The organism is Bradyrhizobium sp. 159 (assembly GCF_023073795.1).
Taxonomy (GTDB): domain Bacteria; phylum Pseudomonadota; class Alphaproteobacteria; order Rhizobiales; family Xanthobacteraceae; genus Bradyrhizobium.
This window is the reverse complement of sequence record NZ_JADPKE010000090.1, coordinates 1-25,906: the sequence shown is the minus strand read 5'-3', so window position 1 is coordinate 25,906 and position 25,906 is coordinate 1. Positions and strand designations below refer to the sequence as shown.

Annotated in this window: 26 protein-coding genes; 16 read left to right on the top strand and 10 right to left on the bottom strand. The window is 65.2% G+C overall.

All coding sequences use genetic code 11. From position 1 onward, the window contains the following. The first annotated feature begins 32 nt into the window (after positions 1–32). Both IVA96_RS27920 and IVA96_RS27915 read left to right on the top strand, forming a co-directional pair. Positions 33–1,316: an MFS transporter gene (locus tag IVA96_RS27920; protein WP_247420530.1), complete on the top strand. Its 1,284-nt coding sequence runs from the start codon at positions 33–35 to the stop codon at positions 1,314–1,316. A gap of 26 nt (positions 1,317–1,342) precedes the next feature. Continuing rightward, complete coding sequence (locus tag IVA96_RS27915; protein ID WP_247420528.1) at positions 1,343–2,593, top strand: arsenic transporter; 1,251 nt, start codon at positions 1,343–1,345, stop codon at positions 2,591–2,593. A gap of 180 nt (positions 2,594–2,773) precedes the next feature. Here the strand turns inward: IVA96_RS27915 and IVA96_RS27910 are convergent, their stop codons facing one another. Then, positions 2,774–4,138, bottom strand: coding sequence for an MFS transporter (locus IVA96_RS27910; RefSeq protein WP_247275705.1), 1,365 nt, complete (start codon positions 4,136–4,138; stop codon positions 2,774–2,776). A 24-nt stretch (positions 4,139–4,162) separates the two neighbouring features. Beyond that, entirely contained in the window at positions 4,163–4,930 is a 768-nt protein-coding gene (locus tag IVA96_RS27905) for a GntR family transcriptional regulator (RefSeq protein WP_247420525.1), read from the bottom strand. A gap of 178 nt (positions 4,931–5,108) precedes the next feature. Between IVA96_RS27905 and IVA96_RS27900 the strand changes: the two genes are divergently transcribed. Genes IVA96_RS27900 through IVA96_RS27890 form a run of 3 tightly spaced genes read left to right on the top strand, consistent with a single transcriptional unit; the run spans position 5,109 to position 8,145 of the window. Further along, on the top strand, positions 5,109–6,308 hold the full coding sequence (locus IVA96_RS27900; protein WP_247420523.1) for a mandelate racemase/muconate lactonizing enzyme family protein: 1,200 nt from the start codon (positions 5,109–5,111) through the stop codon (positions 6,306–6,308). 11 nt (positions 6,309–6,319) lie between these two features. Then, positions 6,320–7,087 (top strand): SDR family oxidoreductase, encoded by a 768-nt coding sequence (locus tag IVA96_RS27895; RefSeq protein ID WP_247420521.1) that lies wholly within the window; start codon positions 6,320–6,322, stop codon positions 7,085–7,087. A gap of 26 nt (positions 7,088–7,113) precedes the next feature. Beyond that, a complete protein-coding gene (locus tag IVA96_RS27890) occupies positions 7,114–8,145 on the top strand; it encodes an L-idonate 5-dehydrogenase (protein WP_247420520.1) in 1,032 nt (343 codons plus the stop codon). Here the strand turns inward: IVA96_RS27890 and IVA96_RS27885 are convergent. Next, positions 8,135–9,016, bottom strand: coding sequence for a DUF3280 domain-containing protein (locus IVA96_RS27885; RefSeq protein ID WP_247275700.1), 882 nt, complete (start codon positions 9,014–9,016; stop codon positions 8,135–8,137). The genes IVA96_RS27890 and IVA96_RS27885 overlap by 11 nt on opposite strands. A 195-nt stretch (positions 9,017–9,211) precedes the next feature. Between IVA96_RS27885 and IVA96_RS27880 the strand changes: the two genes are divergently transcribed. Together IVA96_RS27880 and IVA96_RS27875 are read left to right on the top strand one after the other, a co-directional pair. After that, a complete protein-coding gene (locus tag IVA96_RS27880; protein WP_247420519.1) occupies positions 9,212–10,594 on the top strand; it encodes a histidine kinase in 1,383 nt (460 codons plus the stop codon). Continuing rightward, positions 10,591–11,253 (top strand): response regulator transcription factor, encoded by a 663-nt coding sequence (locus IVA96_RS27875; RefSeq protein WP_247300686.1) that lies wholly within the window; start codon positions 10,591–10,593, stop codon positions 11,251–11,253. Before IVA96_RS27880 ends, IVA96_RS27875 begins: the two co-directional genes overlap by 4 nt. Positions 11,254–11,269: 16 nt before the next feature. Here IVA96_RS27875 and IVA96_RS27870 read toward each other — a convergent pair whose 3' ends face one another. Then, positions 11,270–12,253: a VOC family protein gene (locus IVA96_RS27870; protein ID WP_247275697.1), complete on the bottom strand. Its 984-nt coding sequence runs from the start codon at positions 12,251–12,253 to the stop codon at positions 11,270–11,272. A 148-nt stretch (positions 12,254–12,401) separates the two neighbouring features. Here IVA96_RS27870 and IVA96_RS27865 point away from each other — a divergent pair, with 148 nt between their 5' ends. The 4 genes from IVA96_RS27865 to IVA96_RS27850 all read left to right on the top strand — a co-directional run bounded on the left by IVA96_RS27865 (position 12,402) and on the right by IVA96_RS27850 (position 16,905). Continuing rightward, the gene (locus IVA96_RS27865; protein WP_247275696.1) at positions 12,402–13,193 is read left to right on the top strand and encodes a DNA-binding transcriptional regulator; all 792 of its coding nucleotides are present in this window, start codon (positions 12,402–12,404) and stop codon (positions 13,191–13,193) included. Positions 13,194–13,266: 73 nt separating this feature from the next. Then, complete coding sequence (locus IVA96_RS27860; RefSeq protein ID WP_247275695.1) at positions 13,267–14,772, top strand: bifunctional 3-(3-hydroxy-phenyl)propionate/3-hydroxycinnamic acid hydroxylase; 1,506 nt, start codon at positions 13,267–13,269, stop codon at positions 14,770–14,772. Positions 14,773–14,797: 25 nt separating this feature from the next. Further along, entirely contained in the window at positions 14,798–15,649 is an 852-nt protein-coding gene (locus IVA96_RS27855; protein WP_247275694.1) for a fumarylacetoacetate hydrolase family protein, read from the top strand. Between the two features lie 44 nt (positions 15,650–15,693). Beyond that, positions 15,694–16,905 carry an ABC transporter substrate-binding protein gene (locus IVA96_RS27850; RefSeq protein ID WP_247275693.1) on the top strand — a complete coding sequence of 404 codons (1,212 nt, stop codon included), beginning with the start codon at positions 15,694–15,696 and terminating at the stop codon, positions 16,903–16,905. 66 nt (positions 16,906–16,971) lie between these two features. On the opposite strand, the gene IVA96_RS27845 is transcribed toward IVA96_RS27850, so the two are convergent. Beyond that, positions 16,972–17,814 carry a hypothetical protein gene (locus IVA96_RS27845; RefSeq protein ID WP_247275692.1) on the bottom strand — a complete coding sequence of 281 codons (843 nt, stop codon included), beginning with the start codon at positions 17,812–17,814 and terminating at the stop codon, positions 16,972–16,974. 212 nt (positions 17,815–18,026) lie between these two features. On the opposite strand from IVA96_RS27845, the gene IVA96_RS27840 reads away from it, so the two are divergent. Then, on the top strand, positions 18,027–18,908 hold the full coding sequence (locus IVA96_RS27840) for an IclR family transcriptional regulator (protein WP_247275691.1): 882 nt from the start codon (positions 18,027–18,029) through the stop codon (positions 18,906–18,908). Between the two features lie 36 nt (positions 18,909–18,944). Beyond that, a complete protein-coding gene (locus IVA96_RS27835) occupies positions 18,945–19,919 on the top strand; it encodes a tripartite tricarboxylate transporter substrate binding protein (RefSeq protein WP_247275690.1) in 975 nt (324 codons plus the stop codon). 3 nt (positions 19,920–19,922) lie between these two features. Here IVA96_RS27835 and IVA96_RS27830 read toward each other — a convergent pair whose 3' ends face one another. Further along, positions 19,923–20,192, bottom strand: a complete 270-nt coding sequence (locus IVA96_RS27830) for a hypothetical protein (protein WP_247275689.1) — start codon at positions 20,190–20,192, stop codon at positions 19,923–19,925. 124 nt (positions 20,193–20,316) lie between these two features. Further along, positions 20,317–20,814, bottom strand: coding sequence for a ferritin-like domain-containing protein (locus tag IVA96_RS27825; RefSeq protein ID WP_247420514.1), 498 nt, complete (start codon positions 20,812–20,814; stop codon positions 20,317–20,319). Positions 20,815–21,022: 208 nt separating this feature from the next. Here IVA96_RS27825 and IVA96_RS27820 point away from each other — a divergent pair, with 208 nt between their 5' ends. Further along, on the top strand, positions 21,023–21,349 hold the full coding sequence (locus IVA96_RS27820) for a hypothetical protein (RefSeq protein WP_247275687.1): 327 nt from the start codon (positions 21,023–21,025) through the stop codon (positions 21,347–21,349). A 196-nt stretch (positions 21,350–21,545) separates the two neighbouring features. On the opposite strand, the gene IVA96_RS27815 is transcribed toward IVA96_RS27820, so the two are convergent. After that, entirely contained in the window at positions 21,546–22,037 is a 492-nt protein-coding gene (locus IVA96_RS27815; RefSeq protein ID WP_247275686.1) for an SRPBCC family protein, read from the bottom strand. Further along, entirely contained in the window at positions 22,037–22,426 is a 390-nt protein-coding gene (locus IVA96_RS27810; RefSeq protein ID WP_247420512.1) for a metalloregulator ArsR/SmtB family transcription factor, read from the bottom strand. The genes IVA96_RS27815 and IVA96_RS27810 overlap by 1 nt, the downstream gene beginning before the upstream one ends. Before the next feature lie 283 nt (positions 22,427–22,709). Here IVA96_RS27810 and IVA96_RS27805 point away from each other — a divergent pair, with 283 nt between their 5' ends. Beyond that, positions 22,710–23,765 (top strand): serine hydrolase, encoded by a 1,056-nt coding sequence (locus IVA96_RS27805; protein WP_247420510.1) that lies wholly within the window; start codon positions 22,710–22,712, stop codon positions 23,763–23,765. Positions 23,766–23,773: 8 nt separating this feature from the next. Here the strand turns inward: IVA96_RS27805 and IVA96_RS27800 are convergent, their stop codons facing one another. Beyond that, positions 23,774–24,475 (bottom strand): SDR family oxidoreductase, encoded by a 702-nt coding sequence (locus IVA96_RS27800; RefSeq protein ID WP_247420507.1) that lies wholly within the window; start codon positions 24,473–24,475, stop codon positions 23,774–23,776. 108 nt (positions 24,476–24,583) lie between these two features. Here IVA96_RS27800 and IVA96_RS27795 point away from each other — a divergent pair, with 108 nt between their 5' ends. Further along, positions 24,584–25,426: a GNAT family N-acetyltransferase gene (locus IVA96_RS27795; protein ID WP_247275682.1), complete on the top strand. Its 843-nt coding sequence runs from the start codon at positions 24,584–24,586 to the stop codon at positions 25,424–25,426. The last annotated feature ends 480 nt before the right edge of the window (positions 25,427–25,906 follow it).

Sequence of the window (25,906 nt, the reverse complement as noted above, 5' to 3'; positions counted from 1 at the left end):
GGGGCCACCTTGAGCCTCGGCCGAGAGATCCGATGTCGAGCGCAAACTCCGATCAAGCGAGGCACGCCGGCCGCGCGCTCGATGCGGCCAATTTCTTCCTCGCCGACGTGCGCGACGGGCTCGGGCCCTACCTCGCCCTCTATCTCCTCACCGAGCAGCGCTGGGACGAGGCGCGCATTGGGCTCGTGATGTCGATTGCAACGATCGCCGGCATCGTAGCGCAGACGCCGGCAGGTGCGCTGGTCGATGCAACGCCGAGGAAGCGGCTCGCGATGGTGATAGCCGCCATTATGGTGACCCTTGCCTCGCTATCGCTGCCGTTGTTTCCGAACTTCGGGCCAGTCGCGATCTCGCAGGGGATTGCCCAGGCCGCCGCTGTCATCTTTCCGCCTGCAATCGCCGCCGTCTCGCTCGGCATCTTCGGCCATGCCGCTTTTACCCGGCGGATCGGCCGTAACGAGACCTTCAACCATGCCGGCAACGCTGTCGCTGCGGGTCTGGCAGGCGTCCTCGCCTATTGGTTCGGCCCGACCGTCGTGTTTTACCTGCTCGGCGCCATGGCGATTGCGAGCCTCGCCAGCATTGTCGCGATCCCCGAACGAGCCATTGACCACGATCTTGCTCGCGGCCTGCACCACGCTCACGCGAACAATCTGCCCGACCACCCCTCGGGCCTCGGCGTGCTCCTGACCTGCCGCCCCCTGCTCGTCTTCGCGCTCTGCGTCGTGCTGTTTCACCTCTCGAACGCGGCCATGCTGCCTCTGGTCGGCCAGAAGCTCGCGCTGCAGGACAAGAACATGGGCACCAGTCTGATGTCGGCCTGCATCGTCGCCGCGCAAGTCGTGATGGTACCGTTCGCGATGCTGGTCGGCGCCAAAGCCGACCGCTGGGGCCACAAGCGCTTCTTCCTCGCCGCGCTGCTGATCCTGCCGATCCGCGGCATCCTCTATACGCTCTCGGACAATCCGTTCTGGCTGGTCGGTGTGCAGCTTCTGGACGGTGTTGGTGCCGGCATTTTCGGCGCGATCTTTCCGGTTATCGTCGCCGACCTCATGCGCAACACCGGCCGCTTCAACGTCGCGCAGGGCGCGGTCATCACCGCTCAGAGCATTGGAGCTGCACTATCGACGACACTGGCAGGCCTGGTCGTGGTCGGCGCGGGTTACCATGCAGCGTTCATCTCGCTTGGCGCTGTGGCGGCGATCGGCGCCGTGATCTGCTTCTTCGCGCTACCGCAGACGCGGCAAATCGCAGACGGCGATCTGTGCGCGCGGGGGAAGACAGCTGCGTCCGCATCGGCTATCGCTGCCGAATAGATCTGGTTCACCTTGAGGACTGAAACGTGCCGTCTGACGCCATCTGGGCCTGGAGCATCATCGTCGCTGCGACCGCAGGCGTCATCATCCGCCCTTTTCGCCTGCCCGAGGCGATCTGGGCAGCGATCGGTGCCGCCGCTCTCGTGCTCCTCGGCTTCCTGCCGGGGCAGGATGCGCTCACCGGCATCGAGAAGGGTGTCGACGTCTATCTGTTCCTGATCGGCATGATGCTGATCGCCGAGCTGGCACGGCTCGAAGGCCTGTTCGACTATCTGGCCGCCTTTGCCGTCGAGCATGCACGCGGCTCTCCGCAGCGGCTGTTCCTGTTGATCTATCTCGTCGGCACGCTGGTGACGGTGCTGCTCTCGAACGACGCCACCGCGATCGTGCTGACGCCGGCCGTTTACGCCGCCACTCGCGCGGCCGGCGCCAAGCCGCTGCCCTATCTGTTCGTCTGCGCCTTCATTGCCAATGCCGCGAGCTTCGTGCTGCCGATTTCCAATCCGGCCAATCTCGTGGTCTTCGGCAAGCACATGCCGCATCTTGGAGCGTGGCTGCGTCAGTTCACGCTGCCGTCGCTCGCCTCGATCGGCTTCACCTATGTCGCATTGCGCCTTGCGCTGCACCGCGAGTTGAAGGAGGAAACGATCGAAACGAGTGTCCCTCAACCGAAACTCGGCCGTGGCGGCCGATTGACCGCCTATGGCATCGGCGCCATCGGCATCGTGCTGATATGGGCCTCTGCGCTCGATCTGCAATTGGGTTTGCCGACGTTCGTCTGCGGGACCGCGACGGCGGCCGCCGTGCTGTTGATCAACCGTCAATCGCCTATGCCCGTGCTGCGCGGCGTCTCCTGGAGCGTGCTGCCGCTGGTCGGCGGGCTCTTTGTCATGGTGGAGGCGCTGGTGAAGACCGGCGTGATCGCGCAGCTCAGCGCGCTGCTGCACCAAGCGGTGGCGCAATCCGTCCCGCAGGCCGCCTGGAGCGTCGGCATTGCCACCGCGCTCGCCGACAACATCGCCAACAATCTTCCGGTCGGCCTTGTCGCCGGCTCCGTCGCCGCCAGCGATCATCTGCCCGCGCCCGTTGTCAGCGCCATCCTGATCGGCGTCGACCTCGGCCCCAATCTGTCGGTGACCGGCTCGCTCGCCACCATCCTCTGGCTGGTTGCGCTCCGGCGCGAGAAGATCGAGGTCGGCGCCTGGCCGTTCCTCAAGCTTGGTCTGCTGGTGACACCGCCCGCACTGATCGCGGCGTTGGCGGCGGCAATCTGGTAAGGAAGGCCAGACGCAGCTTTCGAAATCAGGTGCGAGCTATTTGCGGTAGATCAATGCGGCCGGCGACGCTGCGGCAGACGATCGGCCTGCTCGGCCGTGAGGTGGGATCGATCCGGTCTTCTGAGCCCGTGACCGTCCGGCCCGATCGCGGCGATGACGCCGCGACCAGGTCGTGCTTCGTCAGTCGTTCTCGTAGCCGTAGACCTCCGGCAGGATGAAGATCGCAGCCAGCAATCCGATCACCGGGAAGATTGCGACGAACAGGGTGGCATTGGCTTGCCCGATCGCCGCGAACAGCGATGGGAACAGGAAGATCGCCAGGAACGACGGCAGCTTCACGAACATATAGGCGAAGCCGCTGGCGGTGCCGCGGTATCGCGGCCGGGCGACCATGGTCGGGATGGTCATGCAGTTCGACGCGTCCCAATAGTGGCCCCAGAGCATGCCGGCCGCGGCGAACGGCAGCAGCATCTTGTTGTCCGTGAAGAGCGCAAACGCAGCGACTAGCAGTGACACCAGCACGATGGAGAAGCCTGCGATCGCAATGCCGCGATGGCCGATCTTCGGCGTCAGCAGCGGCCCGACCCACCCCGACAGAGCGGCGAAGCTGAATAGCCCCATCGTCACCAGATTATTGCCGAGCACGCTCGACACGCCGACCATGACGAATAGCACCGGCAGGTAGAACGCGAAGGTCGAGAACTCGCTCGCCTGCGCGAAACAGGCGATCCAGCCATATAGGGTGGCACGCCAGCGGATCGGATCCTTCTTGAGATCGGCGAGGAACGCGCGGGTCGAGACCTTCGGCACCTCGACGTCCCGGTCCGGCAGCATGTCGAGATTGTCGTTGAACATCTCGCGCGCGACCTGCTTGGCCTCGCGGTAGCGCCCCTTCTGCACCAGCCACACCGCCGTCTCCGGCACGTCGTGGCGCATGATCAGGATGATCAGCGCCGGCACCGCGCCGAGGCCGAGCGTGACGCGCCACAGCATCTCGTGGTTCATGTCGATCAGCAGGAAGATCACGATGACGCCGATGGTCAGGACCTCGCCGACCGCGAACATGAACTGCCACCTGTTGCCCATCACCTCGCGCTCACCCTTGGCCATGGATTCCATGATGTAGGTGTAGCCGGTCGAAATGTCCGAGCCGAGCGGGATGCCGAGCAGGAAGCGGATCACGACGAGCCAGGCAACGTTGGGCACGAACGCCTGCGCCAATGCCAGCACGATGAACATCACCATCGTCACCAGGAACATGACGCGGCGGCCGATCTTGTCGGATAGCCAGCCGCCGAGCAGCGCGCCGATCAGGGCGCCGCCTTGGGTGCCGGCTGCGGCGAGGCCCAGCATCAGCGGATCGGGATTGTACTGCTCCTTGATGAAGATCAGCACGAAGGCGATCGAATACAGATCCCAGGCCTCGACCAGGATCGAGGCCATCATCAGCCAGCCGACCTTGTTGCCTTTGGGACTGTAGTTCGTGATGAGGTAGCGCACCGCGGCCTCGCTCGCGCTCGGTTGTGGCATCGCCATCGTCGACATGTGTGTTCCTTCCTTCAAACTTTCTCACGCGCCGAGCAGCGGCTCGATGCTGCAATCGAGCAGGCGCGGATCGATCCCCGCCTCCATGCCGGTGAATATCGCATCCATGTAATCGATCAGGGCATCGCTCGCTTTCACCGCATCCTCGACGCGGCGATTGGCGACCGCAGCGAGAACGGCGAGATGGCAATCGATCGTGCCCGACAGCTCGGTCTGTCCCGGCATGAAGCGGTGGTGGATGTAGCCGATGCGCCGGTACAGCGTGTGCAGCGGCCGCAGCGTGTGCACCAGGAACGGCTCGCCCGCGGCCTCCAGCACCAGCGCGTCGATCCGACGGTCGATGCTGTTGAATTCGTCGAGGGTCAGGCTGGCGCGGCGCTCGCGCAGCAGGCGCTCGATGTGCAGCGCCTGATTGCGATGCGACAGGCTGGCGCGATCGGCCGCGAGACGGATCACGAAGCGCTCCATGTCGCGGCGTAAGCCCAGCAGCATGCGCTCACGCGCCAGATCGATCGGGGCGATGTGCAGGCCGTGCCGTGGACGAATGATGATGAGCGTGTCGGCTGAGAGACGATTGACGGCGTGGTGCACCGGCGTGCGGCCGAAGCCGGTGATCTGCTGTAATTCCAGCATGGTCATGAACTGGCCCGGCTTGAGCTCGCAGTGGACGAGGAGCTCCTCGATCCTCTGATAGGCCAGCTCGCAGAAGTTGAGGCGGTTGCGCCGGGAGGGCCTGCCCTCGCCGCTATCGTCGTTTCTCACCACCTCGAGCGCGCGCTTGCGCCGTGCCATGTCGTCCTCCCTCAACCCGCGCTCTCGCTGCGAGCTGGCGCCTTGCTTGTGACATCCCTAAAACATATTGTGAAATATTACAAGCAGGCGTAGGACTGCCCATCGGCCCGCCGGCAAATGGTGGCGCAGAAATGACAAACAAGGCGGGCGCTATGGGCCCGACGGGAGGATTATTGCCGTGAAGATCACGTCGATCGAGACCCTGCGCACTGAAGAATTCTCCAACGTCATCTGGGTGCGCGTCCACACCGATGCGGGCATGATCGGGCTCGGTGAGACCTTTTACGGCGCGGGCGCGGTCGAGGCGCAGATTCACGACACCTTTGCCGGCCGGCTGCTCGGCCGCAACCCCCTGCACATCGAAGCCATCCACCGCGACATGCTGAACCTGCCGATGGCGCAGTCATCGACCGGCGTCGAACACCGCGCGGCCTCGGCGATCGACATCGCGCTGTGGGACCTGTTCGGCAAGGTCTGCGGCCAGCCGGTGCACCAGATGCTCGGCGGCCTCTGCCGCGACAAGCAGCGCATCTACAACACCTGCGCCGGCACCCAATATGTCCGCTCGACCAATATCAGCCCGGTCGCGAACTGGAATCTCGGCGCCTCCAAGGGACCTTACGAAGATCTCGACGGCTTCATGCATCGCGCCGACGCGCTCGCCGAAAATCTCCTGGAAAGCGGCATCTCCGCGATGAAGATCTGGCCGTTCGATCCCGCCGCCCAGGAAAACAAAGGTCTCTACATCACCGCCGCTCAGATGAAGCAGGCGATCGAGCCGTTCGAGAAGATCCGCAAAGCTGTCGGCGACAAGATGGAGATCATGGTCGAGCTCCATTCGCTATGGAATCTGCCGACTGCCAAGCAGATCGCGCGCGCGCTCGAGCCCTACAAGCCGACGTGGTACGAGGACCCGATCCGGATGAACTCGCCGCAGGCCCTGGCCGAATATGCGCGCTCGACCGACGTCTGGGTCTGCGCCAGCGAGACGCTGGGCTCGCGCTTCCCCTACAAGGACATGCTCGACCGCGACGCCATGCACGTGGTGATGGCCGATCTGTGCTGGACCGGCGGCCTTACCGAGGGGCGCAAGATCGCAGCGATGGCCGAAACCTATCATCGGCCTTTCGCACCGCATGACTGCATTGGCCCGATCGGCTTCATAGCCGCCATCCACATGTCGTTCAGCCAGCCCAACACGCTGATCCAGGAATCGGTGCGCGCCTTCTACAAGGGCTGGTACAATGAGTTCGTCACCACCACGCCCATGATCAAGGACGGTTTTGTCTATCCGATGGAAGGCCCCGGCCTCGGCGTCGACCTCCTGCCCGCCGTCTTCGACCGCTCCGATCTGACCGTGCGCCGCTCCAACGTCTAAGGATTCTTGAGATGAGCACCGCCCTCTTCGACCTTTCCGGCCGCACCGCGCTCGTGACCGGCTCCTCTCGCGGCCTCGGCCGCGCCATTGCCGAAGGCATGGCCAGGGCCGGCGCCAAGCTGATCATCAACGGCGTCGATCCCAAGCGCGTCGAGCAGGCCGTCGCCGAGTTTCGCAGCGCCGGACATCAGGCCGAAGGCGCCGCGTTCAACGTCACCGACGAGCCCGCGATCGTCGCTGCCTTCAACGACTTCGACGGACAAGGCCTCGCCGTCGACGTCGTCATCAACAATGCCGGCATCCAGCACCGCAAGCCGCTGGTCGAGTTCACTACCGACGAATGGCGCAAGGTGATCGAGACCAATCTCACCAGCGCCTTCGTGATCGGCCGCGAGGCGGCCAAGCGCATGATTCCACGCAAGCGCGGCAAGATCATCAACATCGGCTCGCTCGGCAGCGAGCTCGCGCGCCCGACCATCGCGCCCTACACCGCGGCCAAGGGCGGTATCAAAAATCTCACCCGCTCGATGGCGGTGGAATGGGCCCAGCACGGTATCCAGGCCAATGCAATCGGCCCCGGCTACATGCTGACCGACATGAACGAGGCGCTGGTCAATAACACCGATTTCAACACCTGGCTGATGAGCCGCATCCCGTCGAAACGTTGGGGCAAGCCGGATGAGCTGGTCGGCGCGGCGATCTTCCTGGCTTCCGACGCCTCCACCTACGTCAACGGCCAGATCATCTATGTCGACGGCGGCATGATTGCCGCGATGTGACCCGCGAACCGCTGAAGGAACAAACCATGCGCGCCGTCGTCATTCACGCCCCGAACGACCTGCGGATCGACCTCTATCCGGATGCGGAGCCCGGACCGGGCGAAGTCCGCGTCAAGATTGCCAATGGCGGCATCTGCGGCTCCGATCTGCACTACTACCATCACGGCGGCTTTGGCGTGGTCCGCATCCAGCAGCCGATGGCGCTGGGGCATGAGATCGCCGGCGTGGTCGCTTCCGTCGGTGACGGCGTCACCCTGGTGAGGCCGGGCACGCGCGTTGCAGTCAATCCGAGCAATCCGTGCGGCCAGTGCCTGCATTGCCGGGAAGGCATGCACAACCAGTGCCTCGACATGCGCTTCCTCGGCAGCGCGATGCGCGTCCCCCATGTGCAAGGCGGCTTTCGCGAATTCATTACGGTCGGCGCCACACAGGCCGTACCGATCGCTGACAGACTGTCGCTCGCCGAAGCTGCGGTCGCCGAACCGCTCGCCGTGTGTCTGCATGCCGGCAAGCAGGCCGGTCCTCTCCTCGGCAAACGCGTGCTGATTACCGGCTGCGGCCCGATCGGCGCGCTGATGATCCTGGTTTCGCGCTTCGGCGGCGCCGCCGAGATCGTCGTGACCGATGTCGCGGACGCCCCGCTCGCGGTCGCGAAGAAGCTCGGCGCCACGCACGCGATCAATGTCGCCACCAATGCCACTGCGCTCGATTCCTGGCGCGCCGGCAAGGGCGTGTTCGACGCGCTGTTCGAAGCCTCGGGCAACCAGGCCGCACTCCGTACCGCGCTGGACGTATTGCGGCCCGGTGCCACGCTCGTTCAGCTCGGCCTCGGTGGCGAGATGACGCTGCCGATCAACTCCATCGTCGCCAAGGAATTGCAGCTCCGCGGCACCTTCCGCTTCGATTCCGAGTTCGAGCTCGCGGTGCGGCTGATGGGCGAAGGCCTGATCGACGTCAAGCCGCTGATCACGGCCACCATGCCGTTCGAGAGCGCGGTCGCCGCCTTCGAACTCGCCAGCGACCGCTCACAATCGATGAAGGTGCAGCTTACTTTCTAGGAGCGTCGGTGGCCTGCTGACTCTCGATCAGCCGGTCGCTGACCAGCCGCACGGCGCCGCGCTTCCAGGAATAGTCCGCGCCGAGGCGCAGGCCGCTGTCGCCGCGCGCCACCACGGCGCCGGTCTTGGCATCGCGCACCTGGAAGCCGAGCGTGTATTCGGTGCGGCTGACACGCCGCACCACCCCGATCAGCGACAGGTCCGCGCCGAGCTTCTGCGCAATCGCGGCCTCGCAGCCGCCGCAATCCCGCAAGGCGCCCGTCCTCGCCGTCCCTCCGCCGACATCGACGATCCGATAACGGCCGGAATGGCCGAGCGCCTCGCGCACGGCGGCGCTGACCTCGGCCAGATACGAGGCGTCCGAAGCCGAGACGATCGCGGAAGCGGCCGTCATGTCCTCGAGCTCGAAGTCGAACACGGCAAGCGCGACCGGAGCTGGCGTGGCGAGCGCAGCCATGACCTCGCGGGACACGAAGATCTCGGCGCGCTCCCACGATTCATCATTGTCGCCGCGGAAGGTGTAGAGCTTGTCCATCACGAGCCTTTTGGCGCCGACGTCGATCACGGCGACCTTGGCCCATTGCACCAGCGTGCTGGTCTTCTGGATGCCGCCGACGACCTTGAACGCCGCACCGTCCTCGGCAGACCGCAGCAGCCGATAGCGCCGGTCCGTGCCGATATCCCGCCTCAGCGCGGCCATGAACGCCGATAGCCGCCGCTCGTGGGCGGCGGTCTGGTTGGCCGGCTCGCCCGACGTATCGGTATAGCTGAAGTCGTCCATGGCAACGCCAATCGCAGCCTCGGCATCGGCTCGCGACGAAGAGAGGCCGAAGAGGAAAAAAGCAGAGAGAATCAGCCGGAAGCAGTGCATGAAGGAGCCTCGTGGGATGGAGCGGCCCTGCAAATCTGGACGGGTCGCCTGAGGCCACGCAGCCGTAATTGTCCCGACGAGCGCCGGGAAAATTTCACGACATTGCACTGCGGAAGGACGCGAACGCTTCCCGCGGGTTGCGTTCTGCCGTTTAATGGACGAGCGACAAAACCCGTTCGCACCAGGTGCCCGCCGATGTGGAATCGCCCGAGGTTCGATCTCAAGGTCCGTCTGACGCTCCGCGTGGCCGCAATATCGGCCGCCTGCTTCGCCGCGATCTCCGCCTATTTCCTTGTTACGGCCGAACGCGCAGCGCATGCGCGCATCGACGGTATCGCCGCCATCGTGGCGAAGACACTGGAGCTGCAACAGGGCAAGGTCCAGTGGGTAGCTAGCCCCCGCTCCGACTTCCCGAACCTTGATCCGGTTTCGGCCCATGTGATGACCGCCGGTCTGTGTCTTGGATTCCGGAGCGCTAGCGGCGAGATGCTTCAGCGCTTCTGTAGTGGCGCGCCTGCCCCGGCGAGCCCGCCGCCGCAAGCCTTCGCCGCCTTCTATCGCAGCCTGTTCGACCCCGGCCGCGAGGCGGCACGCCCGGTGATCGTGCGCGGAACGACGCTCGGCGAGACCGTGGTCTCGGTCGACCCCACCGTGCAGACGGCCGAGGCCTGGCACGAGGCTGGCCGCCTGATGATCGCGCTAGCGATCGCGTTGCCGCTGCTCTGCGCGCTGGTCTATGCCGCACTCGCTCGCGCCCTGCGCCCCACCCGCATGATCGGCAGCGGCCTTGAGCGAATCGCGGGTGGCGACCTCACGACCCGGTTGCCGCCGTTCGATCTCGCCGAGCTCTCTGCCATCCGCGACGTCTTCAACCACCTCGCCGAAAGCCTCGACATCGCGCTTGCGGAACGCAACGAGCTGACGCGGAAACTGATCGCGCTACAGGACGAGGAGCGCCGCCATCTCGCGCGCGAGCTGCATGATGAGTTCGGCCAGTCGCTCGCCGCAATCCGCGCGCTTGCCGCGTCCGCCCGCCAGACGGCGGCGCAGGACTGCCCGGGGCTGCTGGGAGAGTGCGACAGCATTGCCCGGACCGCGACCGGCATGATGGAGACGCTGCGCGGCGCGCTGTTCCGGTTGCGGCCCCCCGACGTCGACGAGCTCGGCCTTGTCGCGAGCCTCGAAGGCCTGGTGGCGGGGTGGAACGGCCGCAGCCGCGGCCAGACCCGCGTCGATATCCGGTTCGACGGCGCCTTCGAGAACGTGCCCGCCTCCGTCAGCGCCAATCTCTACCGGATCGTGCAGGAAGCGCTCACCAACGCGGCCAAGCACGCCGGGGCCACGAAGGTCAGCCTTCATCTGACGATGGCCGAAAATGAGATCGCGCTCGCGATCGAGGACGACGGCCGGCCGAACGAGGCGGCCGTCAAATCCGGCATGGGCCTGCTCGGCATGCGCGAGCGCGTCGCCGCGCTTCGCGGCCGGCTGAGCTTCGAGACCGGCCCTAATGGCTCCGCACTGCGCGTGTTCATTCCGCTCGCGGCCGCCGATCGGCAGGCACTGGAGCACGCGGCATGAGCGCGACTGAAGCGACCATCTTGCTGGTCGACGACCATTCCGTCGTCCGCGAGGGGTATCGCTCCGTGCTCCAGAAACAGCCGGGTTTGCGCGTCGTCGCCGAGGCGGCCGACGGCGCGGAAGCCTACCGGCTGTACAAATCCGAGGCACCCGACCTCGTCATCATGGACCTCAGCATGCCCGGCATCGGCGGCATCGAGGCCGTCAGGCGGATCCGGCAATGGGACAAGGCGGCAAGGATCCTGGTCTTCACCATGCACGAGAATGCCGGCTTTGCCGTGCAGGCGATCCGCGCCGGTGCCAGGGGTTACGTCACCAAGACCAGTCCACCCGAGACCTTGGTGCGCGCGGTGAAGGACGTGCTCGCCGGCAAGATCGCCATCAGCCCCGACATCGACCATGAGCTTGCTCTCAGCCGCATCGGCGGCGAGAGCTCGGCCGCCGACGTGCTCACGCCGCGCGAATTCGAGGTGCTCCGCCTGCTGCTCGCCGAGAACACGACTGAGCAGATCGCCGCGACGCTGCATGTCAGCCCGAAGACAGTGGCGAACCTGCACTCGCTGATCAAGGACAAGCTCGGCGTCGGCTCCGACATCGAGCTGGTGCGGCTGGCGCTGCGCCAGGGAATCTTGACCGAGGTCGATCTCGGCGAGGCCTGAGCTGCGCCGCCGAGCATCATTCGCGCGCGACCACCGAGTCCAGCCACGCGCAGTTGAGCGGCGGCACACGCGGATCGGCGACGCGCACGCCGCGGGCAGCCGCGTCGAGCCGCATGTCGCGTAGCCGCTTGCGCTGCTCTTCGGGCATATGCAGCCGCTCGTGACCCCATAGGGAGGGCCCATCAGAGGTCTCGTGCGGCTGCCAGGCCTCGGGATCGATGACGCGTCCGCCCCAGCCGTATTCAATGAAGAAGCCGGACGGCGTATTCACGTAGAACGAGGTCATGTGGTCATTGGTGTGCCGGCCCAGCGTGTAGGCGGTGCGTCCCTCGTCCATCTGCGCGAGGTCGTAGCCCTGCCCGACATCATCGAGGCAGCCGAGCTCGACCATGAAGTGATGCATCGCCTTCCGCCCCGATCCGACCATCGCAAAGGAATGGTGACGGCCGTTGACGTGGAAGAAATAAAGCCCGTAAGGCTTCAGCCCGAAATCGGAAACGTGAAAACCGAGCACGTCGCGATAGAACGGCAACAGCACCTCGACATTCTCCACATTGAGCACGACATGCCCCATGCCAAGCGGCCCGGTGCGGAAGCCCGAGATCGGGCGGCCCGGCTCGAACGGCTCGCTCGCAAGCTCCGGCTTGCAGAAAGCCTCCAGCCGGTTGCCGGCGGGATCGGCGAACGCGATCAGCTCGCCGACATGCCGCTCGTCAGCGAGTGCGCGCGAGCCCCTCGTCACCTTGGTGCCATGTCTTTCGAGCCGTCCTGCCAACTTGTCCAGTTCGGCGGTCGAAGGAACTTCCCATCCCATCACCGCAAGGCCCGCATCGCTGCCGCCGTCGACGATCAGCCGCTGCTTGCGGTCGTCCATGCGGAAGGCCCGCACCTTGCCGCCACGATCGACCTGCTGCATCCCGAGCAGCCCGGTCGCCATCAGGCTCCATTGGTCGAGCTGGGATGAACTGATTCCGATATACCCGAGCGCTGCGATTTCCATCGAATTCCTTCCCGAAGGCATCGCGATCGCCGTACTGCGGCGAGCTTGATACCGGCCGCGCGCGATCCTACGGTGGCGTTCCGCAATCGCCTCGCGTTCGCAACGACAATAAGCGCGCCGGGATGTGCCACAAGGGAGGAAATACAAAGTGTCCAAGGAGCGGACGCGGAACGGCCAGCCTCGGCAGTCTGACGGCGTCCGCGCCTTCAAGCGCGGGCTGGACGTGCTGCAGGAAGTCAACCGCTCCGGCGGCATCCGCGCCGGCGACGTTGCCCGCGCGCTCGACCTGCCCCGTCCCACCGTCTATCGCCTGCTCGAAACGCTGGAGGAACTCGGCTATGTCGCGCGCAGCGCCAGCGACGACCGATTTCGTGTGACCCGGCGGGCGCTGAGCCTCGGTGACGGCTATGACCCCGGCGTGGTGATCTGTCAGGCGGCAGCGCCTTATCTCGCCGAACTCAGCAAGACCCTGATCTGGCCAGTCGATCTCTCCACCTACGAGAACGCCGCGATGGTGGTGCAGGAAACCACCCATTCGCGCAGTCCCCTCTCGATCGACCGCGGCATGATCGGCAAGCGCCTGCCGATGCTGCGAACGTCCGCGGGGCGCGCTTATCTCGCCGCCTGCCCCGCGCGCGAGCGCGATCTGATCGTCAGTCATTTGCGCCGCATCGACGAGGCCGACGACCGCCCCTTCCTCGACCAAGGCCGGCTCGACCGCATGATCGCCGAGACTGCCGCGCGCGGTTACGCGATCCGCAGCGAGGGCGAATACAATCCCAAGACCTCCTCGATCGCCGTGCCCATCGTTCGCAACGGCACCGTATTCGGCTGCATCTCAATTATTTGGATCCGCTCCGCGCTGGGCATCGAGGAAGCGGTGGCGCAGTTCGCGGGCCAGCTTCAGGAGACCGCGTCAGCCATTCCCGTCGAGGTCTAGTCGCCGTCCGCTGGGCGGACACTTGGCGCGGCAGTGTTGAAGGGATCGCACCGCTTGGGGAAAAGATAGCCCCATGCAAGATAAATCCGCCCCAGAAGAGTTTGACATCGTGATCGTCGGCCGCGGTCCGGTCGGCGCCACGCTCGCCAATTTGCTCGGCCTGTGCGGCGCGCGAACGCTCGTGCTCGAGCGCGAGGCCCGGACTTATCATTTGCCGCGCGCGGTGCATTTCGACGACGAATGCATGCGCGTGTTCCAGACCATCGGCCTTGCTGACGCGATCCTGCCGCACGTCATCCTCAGCCCCGGCATGCTCTTTCTCGATACCAACGGCCGCATGCTGCTGGACTGGTCGCGCCCGCAGACGCCGACACCGATGGGCTGGAATCTCAGCTACCGCTTCCACCAGCCTGATCTGGAGACCGTGCTGATCGGCGGCCTCGCCCGCTGGCCACATGTCGCCTTGCGCAGTCGCTGCGACGTGTTCGCGCTGGATCAGGATGAGGCCGGCGTGCGCGTCCGCTATGAGGACCTCTCCAACGGAGGACTCAGGGAAGTTCGCGCCGGCTACGTGATCGGCTGCGACGGCGCCCGCTCCCTGGTGCGCCGCTTCATCGGCTCGGGCATGGACGACCTCGGCTTCCACGAGCGCTGGCTTGTGATCGACGTGCTGCTCAAGCGCGCGCGCGACGACCTCGGCGACTACAGCCTCCAGCATTGCGATCCGAGGCGGCCCGCAACTTACGTGCGCGGCACCGGCACGCGGCGGCGCTGGGAAATTACGGTCCTGCCCGACGAGGACACCCAGGAGGTCACGCAGCCGGCAAAAGTCTGGGAGCTGTTGTCGCGCTGGATCACGCCGGACGATGCCGAGATCGAGCGCGCCGCGGTTTACACGTTTCATTCCGTGATCGCGCAACGATGGCGCAGCGGACGTCTGCTGCTCGCGGGAGACTCCGCCCACCAGACTCCGCCCTTCCTCGGCCAGGGCATGTGCGCCGGCATCCGCGATGCCGCCAACCTCGCCTGGAAGCTGGCGAGCGTGATCCGCGAGAGCGCCGCGCCCGATCTGCTCGACACTTATCAGAGCGAACGCCTGCCGCATGTGCGCGAGTTCATCGAGCTCGCCATTCGCCTCGGCGGGATCATCAACACCAAGGCGATCGAGGCCGGCCTTGCCGCCGGCGAAGCGCGCGAGAACGCGCCGGTCAAGTTGGAAGTGAAGAAGCCCCTGCTCGGCCCCGGCCTCGCGTTCGGCGACCTGCCGCTCGCCGGACACCTCGCACCGCAATTCATGCTGAGCGACGGACGCCGCAGCGACGACCGGACCGGCTATCATCATCTCCTGCTCGTCGAGAGGGCGGCCGCACTGCCGCGCCTGGCGCTGTCGCAGACGGGGCTCAAGATCCTGACCAGCGAGGATGCCAACGGCATCAGCCCCTGGCTGCGCGAGCACGGCATCATCGCCGCACTCGTTCGCCCGGACCGCTATGTGCGCGGGTCCGCCCGCAACGAGGCCGAGCTCGACCGCCTCATCGCCCCCATTGCGCCTCCAACCCACGTGCCGTCAGCGGCCTGAGCGGACACTTTCTCGAGGATATCTCATGAAACTGCTTTCTTTCATCGTCGACGGCCGTCCCTCGTTCGGCACCGTCAAGGACAACGGTGTCGTCGATCTCGGCGCGCGCATAGCCGGGTGCACCACGCTGCGGCAGCTGCTCGAGGCCGATCGCCTCGCCGAGGCGGCAAGGCTGGCCGACTCCGCGGCCCCCGATCACGCGCTCGACAAGATCAGCTTCGCGCCCGTGATCCCCGATCCCGGCAAGATTATCTGCGTCGGTCTCAACTATCGCGATCACGTGGCCGAGACCGGTCGCACCGTCACCGAAAAGCCGGCGCTGTTTGCGCGCTTCGCCTGCAGCCAGGTCGGCCATCTCCAGCCGATCGTGAAGCCGAAGGTCAGCGACGATTTCGACTACGAAGGCGAGCTCGCACTCGTCATCGGCAAGGAAGGCCGGCACATTCCCGCACACCGCGCGCTCGACCATGTCGCGGGCTATTCCTGCTACAACGAAGGCAGCATCCGCGACTGGCAGCGCCACACCAGCCAGTTCCTCTCCGGCAAGACCTTTGCCGAAAGCGGCAGCTTTGGCCCATGGCTGGTGACGGCGGACGAAATTCCAGATCCGTCAAGGCTCACCTTGCAGACGCGCCTGAACGGCACCATCGTGCAGGATACCACCACCGACCTCCTGATCACCGCCATCCCCAAGCTGATCTCCTACATCTCGACGATCTGCCCGCTCGTCCCCGGCGACGTCGTCGTCACGGGTACGCCCGGCGGCGTCGGCGCCAAGCGCTCGCCGCCGCTGTGGATGCGCCCCGGCGACACCGTCGAGGTCGAAATCTCCGGCATCGGCACGTTGCGCAACACGGTCATCGCCGAACCGGCCTGATCACCGATGCCAATCAATCAAACATAACGACATCAGGAAACGCCATGGCCACCCTCCGCACGACATCCGTTGCCACTGTGCTAATCGCGCTGGCACTTGCAGGCACCAGCGCGCACGCCGAGATCAAGGCTGACGCCATCCGAATCGGCGTTCTCACGGACATGAACGGCGTGTTCGCGACCGCCATGGGCCCGGGCTCGGTCGAGGCGGCGCGCATGGCCGCGGAGGAGTTCGGCGGCAAGATCAACGGCAAGCCGATCGAGATCTTGCAGGCCGATCACCAGAACAAGCCGGATCTCGCCGCATCGCTGGCGCGAAAATGGTTCAGCGACGGGGTCCAGGCCATCGCCGATGGCGGCAGCTCCGGCGCCGCACTCGCGGTGCAGGAGCTGGTGCGCGGGAACGGCAAAATCTTCCTCGTCTCCGGTGCCGGCGCCAACCAGCTCACCGATGAAGCCTGCGCGCCGACCAGCGTGCAATGGACCCAGGACGCCTATTCCACCGCGACGGCGGTTGTGTCCGGCATCATGCAGACCAGCAAGGAGCCATGGTTCTTCATCACCGGGGACTACGCTTTCGGCCATTCGATCGAGGCAACCGCGCGCGAGCGCATCGCTGCGCTCGGCGGCAAGGTCGCCGGCAGTGTGAAAGCCCAGCTCGGCACGCCCGACTACAGCTCGTTCCTGCTGCAGGCGCAGTCCTCGGGCGCCAGGATCCTGGCCATCAACGTCGCCGGCGACAACGCCACCGCGATCAAGCAGGCTGAGGAATTCGGCCTCGCCGCCCAGGGCATGAAGATCGTGCCGATGTCGTTCCAGAACGTCGACATCGAGGCGGTCGGGCTCAAGGCGACGCGCGGCGATCTCATCGTCACCTCCTTCTTCGAGGACGTCTCGCCCGCCGCGCGGAAGTTCTCCGATGCGTTCTATGCGCGCAGAAAAGCGATGCCCTCGCAGATCCAGGCGGGCGTCTATTCCGCCGTGCGCCACTATCTGCAAGCCGTGAAGGACACCGACTCCGACGACAGCGCGTCCGTGATGGCCAAGATGAAGGCGACGCCGGTGTCGGATGCCTATACGCCCAACGGCCGCATTCGCGAGGACCAGCGCATGGTGCACGATCTCTACCTGGTGCAGGTCAAGACGCCCGAGGAATCCAGAGGTCGCTGGGATTTCGTCAAGCTGGTCGCGACGATCCCGCCCGACCAGGCCTTTCGTCCGCTCGACCGCAGCAAATGCAGCCTGGTCGGCAAGTAAAGCCCCTTGAAGCGAAGCTGGATGCCGCTTCGCTTCAAGAGTACGCGTCAACCGAAAATCTGACCGTCAGGCGAGATAGCGCACCAGATAGCCTTCCATCGCGTAGAGTGCGCAGAGCGCCAAGCTCGACCACACCGCGGCGCTGAAATACAGGAACATCCAGGTCAGCTCGCCCTTCCAATGCGCGATGTCGTGAGTCACGACCCAGCGCGTCGCGACATCGTGCAGGCCTTCGAGGAAGCCCAGGAACCTGCCGCCCTCGGCGTGCCCTGCCCGCCAGCGGCTGAGATACATCGGCACGTCGACGGTCACGAGGAAGGCGAGGAAGCAGGCGATGCCGACGATTCCCGCGATCAGCGCCCAGCGCACCACGCCCTGGAATTCCGGCATTAGGCGGCACAGTGCGATGCCGGCGAGGAAGAAGGTCACCGCCCACAGCGAATTCTCGATTGCGTTGTAGAGGAAGTTGGTGGTCACCACCGCGTACCAGGAGAAGCACTCCGCGATGATGACGATCGGCACGATCACGAGCGCGATGTTCACCGCGGTCTGCGCGCCGGTCATGGTCCCGAGCTGATGCAGAATGATCGCCCATTGCGCCGCGAAGCAGACTTCGGCGACGGTTGCGACCGTACGGCCGACGAACACGCTCGACAGCCAGGTATCGAACAGGCAGATGCGCTGCACATCGGCGCGCGGCAGCACTGAGCGAAACGCGCAACCGAACACATAGGCCGCGCACAGCAGGAACATCAGGCCGATATCCGAGCCGCCACTGAGGCTGCCCGCAACGGTCGGGTAGAACTCGCGGTACAGCATGAACCAGACGAGGATATTGGCAGCGCTGACCAGCGTCAGGGACCCCCACCACCACGCGAGGGGATTTGACCGTGCCTGCCACTGCAACATGAATCGCTCCGCTGTAATCGATGTGACATGTGTTCGTAATAATCCTGTCACAAGACGCCGTGGAATCACGACAAAAATGTGTGTGTAGCGGCACCTTCCGTGCGGCTCCTGACCAGGCTGGAGGGATTTATCTTTGTCCGCATACTGGACAGAAACGGCGTATTTTCTGAATTTATTGGACAACCGTCCCCGCGCGGTTCATTAAAGCCCGGATGGCCCGATCCCGCTCCAAACCGCTCCTCGCCTCTTCGTCGGCCGCCGCGGTGCTCGCCGACAGCGCAGACGACGCTGCGTTTGCGACGACATTGGCAAAGGGCCTCGTGGTGCTCGAAGCCTTCAGGGCCGGAGCAACGGAGCTCGGCAACATGGAGCTGTCGACACTGACCGGGATTCCGCGACCGACAGTGGCGCGGCTGACTCACACGCTGGCCGAGCTCGGCTATCTCCGCTCCGTCCCCGAGCGCGCCAAATATCGCGTCGGCGCACGGGCCTTGCGCATGGCGCATCCGCTGCTCGCCGACATGCAATTTCGCCAGATTGCACGGCCCATGATGCAGGAGCTCGCGCAGAGTGTCCGCGGCACCGTCTCGATCGGGCTGCTGGATGCGACCTCCATGATCTATGTCGAGACTGCGCGCTCCGGCGACGTCGGCCCGCACGTCCCTGACATCGGCATGCCGATTCCGGTTGTAATGACCGCCATGGGCCGCGCCGCGGCAGCGATCTTGCCGCCGGCCGAAGCGGCCCAACTGGAACGGCGCATCGCTGCCGAAGATTCCGAGTTGTGGGCCGCCTTCCAGGACAAATACCGAGCGGGCCTCGCTCAATGCGTCAGCCGCGGCTTCTGCACCTGCTGGGGCGAGTATATGGCTTCGATCCACGCCGTCGCCGCGCCGCTGTTTCACGCGAGCGAAGCGAAGCAGTCGTTCTCGATCAATTGCGGCATCCCGGCATTCCGACTCCAGCCGGGGCAGCTGGAGGGCGAGATCGGCCCGCGCATCGCGGCGCTCGCCGACAGCATCCGTGCGACCGTCAAGGCGGCGGAGCCGGCAGCCGAGACACGCAAGCAAGACAAGAAGGGCGCCAGGACATGAACAAACAAGCTGGCGCCCCACGTCGGGGAGGCCATCATGATCATCACACGCCGAACATTGCTGGGCGCCCTCGCCGCCTGCCTGGCGAACCCGCCATTTTCCGCTCGCGCTGAGGACGCCTGGCCGTCACGTCTGGTGCGGCTAATCTCACCCTACGGGCCCGGCGGCTCCAACGATATCTCGCTGCGTCTCCTGGCGGAGGAGCTCGGCCGCAGCCTGCGCCAGCAGTTCATCGTCGAGAACAAGCCGGGCGCCGGCACGCGCATCGCCAACGTTTTGGTCGCGCATGCGCCGGGCGACGGTTACACCATTCTCTATGTCGCAGCTCCCTATGCCACCGCCGAAGCGCTGTTCGGCAAGCTGACCTACGAGCGAAAGGATCTGCAACCCGTGGCAATGGCGGTGATCGCGCCGCTGTTCTTGATTATCAGCGCGGACGCGTCGTTCAAGACGCTGCCGGAGATGATCGCCTACGGCAAATCGAAGCCCGACGGCCTCACCTTCGCTTCGCCCGGCGCGGGCTCGCAGCCGCACCTTGCCGGCGAGCTCCTGTTCCGGGACGCCGGCGTCAAGGGCCTCAACATCCCGTTCCGCGGTGATGCCGCCTCCTACACCGAGCTGCTCGCCGGCCGCGTCGACGCCACGCTGACGGCGCTGCCGACCGCGCTGCCCTACATCCAGAGCGGCAAGTTCATCGTGCTCGGCGTCGCTTCGCCCGAGCGCAGCGCGCTCTACCCGCAGGCGCCGACCTTGCGCGAACAGGGCTTTCCCAACGTGGCCGCCGCCGGCTGGTACGGCTTCATGGCGCCATCGACGACACCACGCACGATCGTCAACAAGCTCCAGGCCGAGGTGCTGCGCGCGCTCGCCGAACCCGCAATCAAGGACAAGCTGACCGCCCAGGGCCTCGAAGTGCGCCCCGGCACCGCGACCGAGTTCGGCCAATTCATCGACAACGAGACGCGGAAATGGACCAAGCTGATCCGCGACGCCGGCCTCAAAGGCGAATGACGGTCAGGAACGTCCCTCGGCACGGCGGCCGCCGCTGCGGATGAGGCTATCGGCTTCGTCGACTTGATGCTGATATTCGGAGATCGCGCGATTGGCCATGCGGATCCGGTTCGTCTGACCCTCGTCTACCATCACGGCGATACGTTGGGCCAGGAACGCGCAGGCCTCGAATTCGTCGCGAATGGCGCCAGTTCGCGCGAGAAAATCCCAGGCAATCTCGAAGGCCTGCTCGGCGGCGGGGTTGCGATAGTCACTGAAGATGATGTGCGTCATCACTGCCAAAGCCGGAGTGCAGCGATCGTTCCTCGGGGCCGAACGCTCGCTCCCGTTGGCAATCGTGAGAAACCACCGGCCGCCCTGGCGCGCCGGTGGTTCGATATCCTGGGAACGCGGAGAACTACGCGGCCTGGCGCTGATGCGTCAGGTACTCCATGGTCACCTTCTCGACATTTGAGTCGATCCAGGCGGCCATGCGCTGCTCTTCCTTCAACGAGGCTTCGAGCAGCGGCTTGGCTTCGGGCGCTCCGGCGGCGCCGCAGAGCGTCAGGAGCGACTTGTAGGCGGCGATCTCGAAATTCTCGAACGCGTTGTTGGCGAAGGTATTCTTGAGGATCTCGTCGCCGGCGACCGAATGCGCCATCGCCATCATATTGGCCATGACCGACTGCGTCGTGTCCTTCAGGCTGGACGTGCTCTCGCCGCAGGCCTCGAGGCACTTCTCCAGCCGATTCAGTTGCTCATTGGTTTCTTGAAGGTGCGCGGTGACCTTTGCCTTGACTTCGGGATATTCGTCCAGCCGCTCCGACTGGCGCTCCATCAGTTCTCTCGCTTGAATTTCCATCGCGTGCGCGTTGCGTAGTCCGACCACGAACGTATCGCGGGCTGCGTCAGCCATTTTCCTGTCCTCCGTTTGAGTGGCTTCGTGCCGCAACCAGGAAGAAGGGGCGATTGTTCCTAAGGGTACCGGGCTGATTGCCGCAGGCGACCTGCATCGGAGCCGGGCGTTCCGGTCCACCGCCGGAAGGTCCTCCAACATCAATGAACGTAGGAACGGTTGGCGACGCGCGTGATTGGTCCGTGGTAAAACTTCAAGGAGCAAGATCATGCGTAAGACATTTCTGACGATCTTCACGGCCGCGATGCTGGCCGGCGCTTCAGTCGGCGCAGCGTTCGCACAAGCGGGCGGCGGCGGCGCCGGTGGTGGTGCTGGGGGCGCCGGCGGCGGAGCTGGTGCCGGCGCCGGCGCGGGTGCCGGCGCGGGAGCCGGCGCAGGTTCGGGCGATGGAGGCGGTGCGGGCGCAGGCGGTTCCGGAGCCGGCGGCGGTGGCGACATCACGCATGTGGAGCGCGGCGGACAAGGTGCCTCCAGTCCCAAAGGCATGCGCAACGAGACTACCCCACCGTCAGACGGCACCACACCGCGACGCTAGCGGGACAATCGGTCAGGTCCTCCGAAAGCCGAGCACGACCGAGCCACGCGTTAATGCGACCCCGCCGAATTCTCTCCGCCGGGGCCGCACCGGTCTTGCCGAGCTACCGAACTTAGAACCTTCCGAGCTGCTGAACCTAGAACGCGTTCAGCTAGCTCAATGCGAAGCATCGACCTCGGAATGAGTGCGGCCCTTCTCAGCCCTTCATCCCGGCCACATACCCCGCCAGCTTGTCCAGTGTCTGGTAGCCGTATTCGACGGCGCCGAATCCGATCATGGCGTCGCGCTGCTCGGTGCTCGAGGCCAATTGGCGCAGCGTCAGCACGGTCTTGCCGTTGCTTTGCTCGGCAAAGGTGACGGTGAAGCGGAACAGGCCGGGATCGTCGTCCTGGTCGGCGCCGTGATCCATCTCCATCAGAGACGGCCGCTCGATGCGGCGGAAGCGCATGCGGTTCGGATAGACGGTGCCGTCGGGGCCGACCATGTTGAAGCGCCAGACTCCGCCGACGCGCACGTCGATCTCGAAGGTCTCGACCTTGAACCCCTTCGGTCCGAACCATTGCGGCAGGTGTTTCGGATCGGACCAGGCCTCGAACACGAGATCGCGCGGCGCGTCGATCACGCGCGACATCACGATCTCGCGGTCGAGCGACCATTGCGACAGGGCGGCATTGGCAGAACTCGTCATCACTCAGAACCTTTCCGTTTGGTTGTCCGGGACGGACGCTTGGCGGCCGCCCTTTCCTTCTCTTTCTTGAGCTTCATCACATAGACTGCGAACCGGTCGAGCCGCATCTCCCAGACGGCACGCTGCTGCTGGAACCAGTCTTCCGCGCTGATCAGCGCATCCGGGCTGAGGCGGCAGGTACGGACGCGGCCGGATTTCTCCGACAGCACGAGCCCGCTCGTCTCCAGCACATGGATGTGTTTCATGAAACTCGGCAGCGCCATGTCGAAGGGATCGGCGAGCTCGCCGACGGAGACCTCGCCCGCGCAGAGCCGCATCACGATCGCCCGCCGCGTGGGGTCGGCGAGCGCGGCAAAGATCTGATCGAGCCGGGACAATTGGTTAGCCATGAAGCTAACTATAGCGCCAGCACCGTTTCGCGTCAATCATTGTTAGCCCACAGGCTAAGTGATTCGGTCTCGGGCCCCGCCAGGCGGAACCCTCAACGCGCAATCGTGAATTGGGGCGTGCGCGCCGTCACGTTAAGAAGGGCCCGGCGGGGGCATCACATCATGCGTCAGAGCCGTGCCGTCTGTTGCCACCTCATCGCACCTCACCCGGAGGGCGCTCTCCCGGGCAGCGCTCGTTCCACTCGCACTGGCCTTGCCCGGCCGCGCCTCGGCGGATTCCGACATGATTGCGCAGATGCGCGACATCGTCGCGAACGGGCTTACGGCGACCGCGACGCCGGATCATGCGGGCGGCCTTGCCGCCGCGCTCTATGCCGGCCGCCATGTCGAGTTCTTCACCTACGGCTTTGCCGATGATGCGGCAAAACGGCCGGTGACGCCGGACACGCTGTTCAATGTCGCCTCCTTGCGAAAACCCTTCGAGGCGACTCTCGTGGCGCTCGGTGCGCTGCGCGGCGAGCTGGGGCTCGACGACCATTTGCCGAAATACCTTCCCGAGCTGAACGGCGACTACGTCCGCCGCGTCACCATCGGCGAGCTGGTCACGCACACCTCGGGGCTGTTGCTGCCGACCGATCATCCGCCCTGGCCGGACGAGCAGTTTACGCGCGACCAGTTCATCGCCATGCTGAACGCCTTCGCACCGCCGCCCGGCGTCGCACCCGGACGGCAGCGCATCTACACCCACGCCGGCTACGTCCTGCTTCAGCTCGTGCTCGAGCGCCGCTACGGCGCTCCGATCGCGACCCTGTTCGAACAGCGCATCCTTGGACCGCTCGGCATGACCGCGACCTGTGTCCCCGAGCGCGGCGAAGACAACCGCGCTGTCATGGACGAGGCCTGGATGCGGCGCGTGGTCCAGGGCTATTCGGACCAGGGCATGGCAATCGGCCCGATCGGCAACCAGCAGAGCTATTTTGACTTTTCCGGCACGGGCCAGATGTTCTCTTCGGCGCGGGATCTCGCGAGCTTCGTTGCCGCCTGCGTCGATGGCCGCTCGCTCGATCCGCATCTGCGCGAGGCGTTGCGGATGACGCAGCATGAGGCCTTCCGCATCGACGAAAAATTCGGACAAGGCATGGCCTGGGAGAGCGTGCATCTGCCCGGCGTCGCCCTCGTGGACAAGCCGGGCGGTCTCAACAACGCTTCCGGCTATATCGGTCTCGTGCCGGCGCGACGGCTCGGCCTGATCCTGCTCGCCAATCGCGGCGAATATCCGCACGAGATTGCGCGCTACAAGATCCTGCCGGAACTGGCGCGGCTCGTCGCCTCACATTGAGGGTCCGCTCAAACCGAGCGCGTCAGTCCGCCGTCGACGCGAATGTTCTGGCCGGTGATGTAGGCCGCGCCGTCGGAGGCCAGGAACGAGACCGTCGCCGCGATCTCCTCGACCTTGCCGTAGCGCTTCATCGGCACGCTGTCGCGCCGCGCCTCGGTCTGCGGCAGGCTGTCGATCCAGCCCGGCAGCACGTTGTTCATGCGGATGTTGTCGGCCGCATGCGCGTCGGTGAAGATTTTCGTGAAGGCAGCAAGCCCTGCCCGGAATACGGCCGAAGTCGGAAACATCGCGCTCGGCTCGAACGCCCAGGCGGTCGAGATGTTGATGATGGCGCCGCTCTTCTGCGCCTGCATCACTGGCGTGACCAGCCGGGTGGGACGGATCACGTTGAGAAGGTACGTATCGAGCCCGGCATGCCATTGCTCGTCGGTGATCTCCGTGATTGGCGCGCGCGGCCCGTGGCCGGCGCTGTTGACGAGCACGTCGATCCGTCCCCACCTGGTCATCGCGCCCTCGACGAGGTGCTTCAGATCGTCGTTGGACTTGTTCGAACCGGTGACGCCGAAGCCGCCGAGCTCGGCGGCGAGCGCCTCGCCTTTGCCGGAGGACGACAGGATCGCGACGCGAAACCCATCTGCTGCCAGCCGCCGTGCCGCCCCAGCCCCCATGCCGCTGCCGCCCGCGGTGACGAGTGCAACCTTCTCCGCCATGACCGATCATCCCTTGCGAATATCGTTGAGGCGAGCCGCATGCCCGACCTATCATGAGGCCTTCTACCGCCAGACCCGCCGGCAGGTCCATCGTCGAGAGCATTCGTCATGAGCGATTTGCAGATCCGCATTTTGCGTCCGGAGGAGATCGCCGTCCCCATCGATTGGGCCGCGGCCGAGGGCTGGAATCCGGGCCTGGCCGATGCCGCCTGCTTTGCGATCCCCGATGCGCAAGGCTTCTTTCTCGGCGAGATCGACGGCGAGCCGGTCGCGACCGTCTCCTGCGTCAATTACGATGACCGCTTCGCCTTCCTCGGCTTCTATATCGTGCGCGAGAGTTTTCGCGGCAAAGGCCATGGCCTGCGCATCTGGAACGCGGCGATCGCGCACGCGGGCACTCGCGTGATCGGACTCGATGGCGTGGTCGCGCAGCAAGACAATTACAGAAAATCGGGCTTCCAGCTCGCCTACGCCAATATCCGCTATGGCGGCACCGTAGCCGCGCCACCGAAACCGCCTGCCGATGTCGTCGCCCTCGATAACATCCCGTTTGCACGTGTTGAAGCCGATGATGCCACCGTCTTCCCTGCCGCGCGTAGCGCGTTCCTGCACGCCTGGATCAACACATCAGGCCATGTCGGCCGCGCGCTGCTGCGCGACGGCAAGCTGTCCGCATGGGGCGTGATCCGGCCGTGCCAAACGGGTCACAAGATCGGTCCGCTCGTTGCCGACGATCGCGCGGCGGCGGAAGCGATCGTTCAGGCCCTGCTTGCGGGTGTGGCCGGCGGCGAAGTGTTCCTCGATGTCCCCGCCGTCAATCGCGAGGCCATCGCGCTCGCGGGCGAGCTCGGGCTCAAACCAGTGTTCGAGACGGCGCGGATGTACACGGGACCGATCCGGTCGCTGCGGATCGACCGCGTCTTCGGCGTCACCAGCTTCGAGCTGGGCTAGGGCGTGTACTCATAAATTACGCGCTTAGTTTGGGTGCTCCAGATGTCCGCTCATCCCTCAAGAGCGGCACAAACAGCACGGCCAGCCAGCTGAGCCCCCGCATGCTTTTGCGAAGCGAGCAGCGCCGCAGTAGCCGCTATGAACTCCCCCGCTTCATTCGATCCTCATCGCACCTTGAGGAGGATGGAGACAGCTTATCACGTTCGATGGTTGCACGAACTGCGATGCTGGGCCGAAATGAGCCGTGTGGCGCAGGATGGCTCTGGGTCCTAAAGCAGCAGTTAACGCAGCCACCGTATGAGGTTCGGTCTCCGGCAGAGTGCCGACATAGCGGCCGCTGCTGCGGTGTTCGGCTCGGGGTCGATTCTGTTGAAAAAGGCAGCTGTTGCGACGCAGAGATATCAGTGATTCAGTCTGTCTAATTGGCAGGACTGAAGATCATGATGGGGCATCGGCAAGTCGAACAGACCGCGTTGTTCT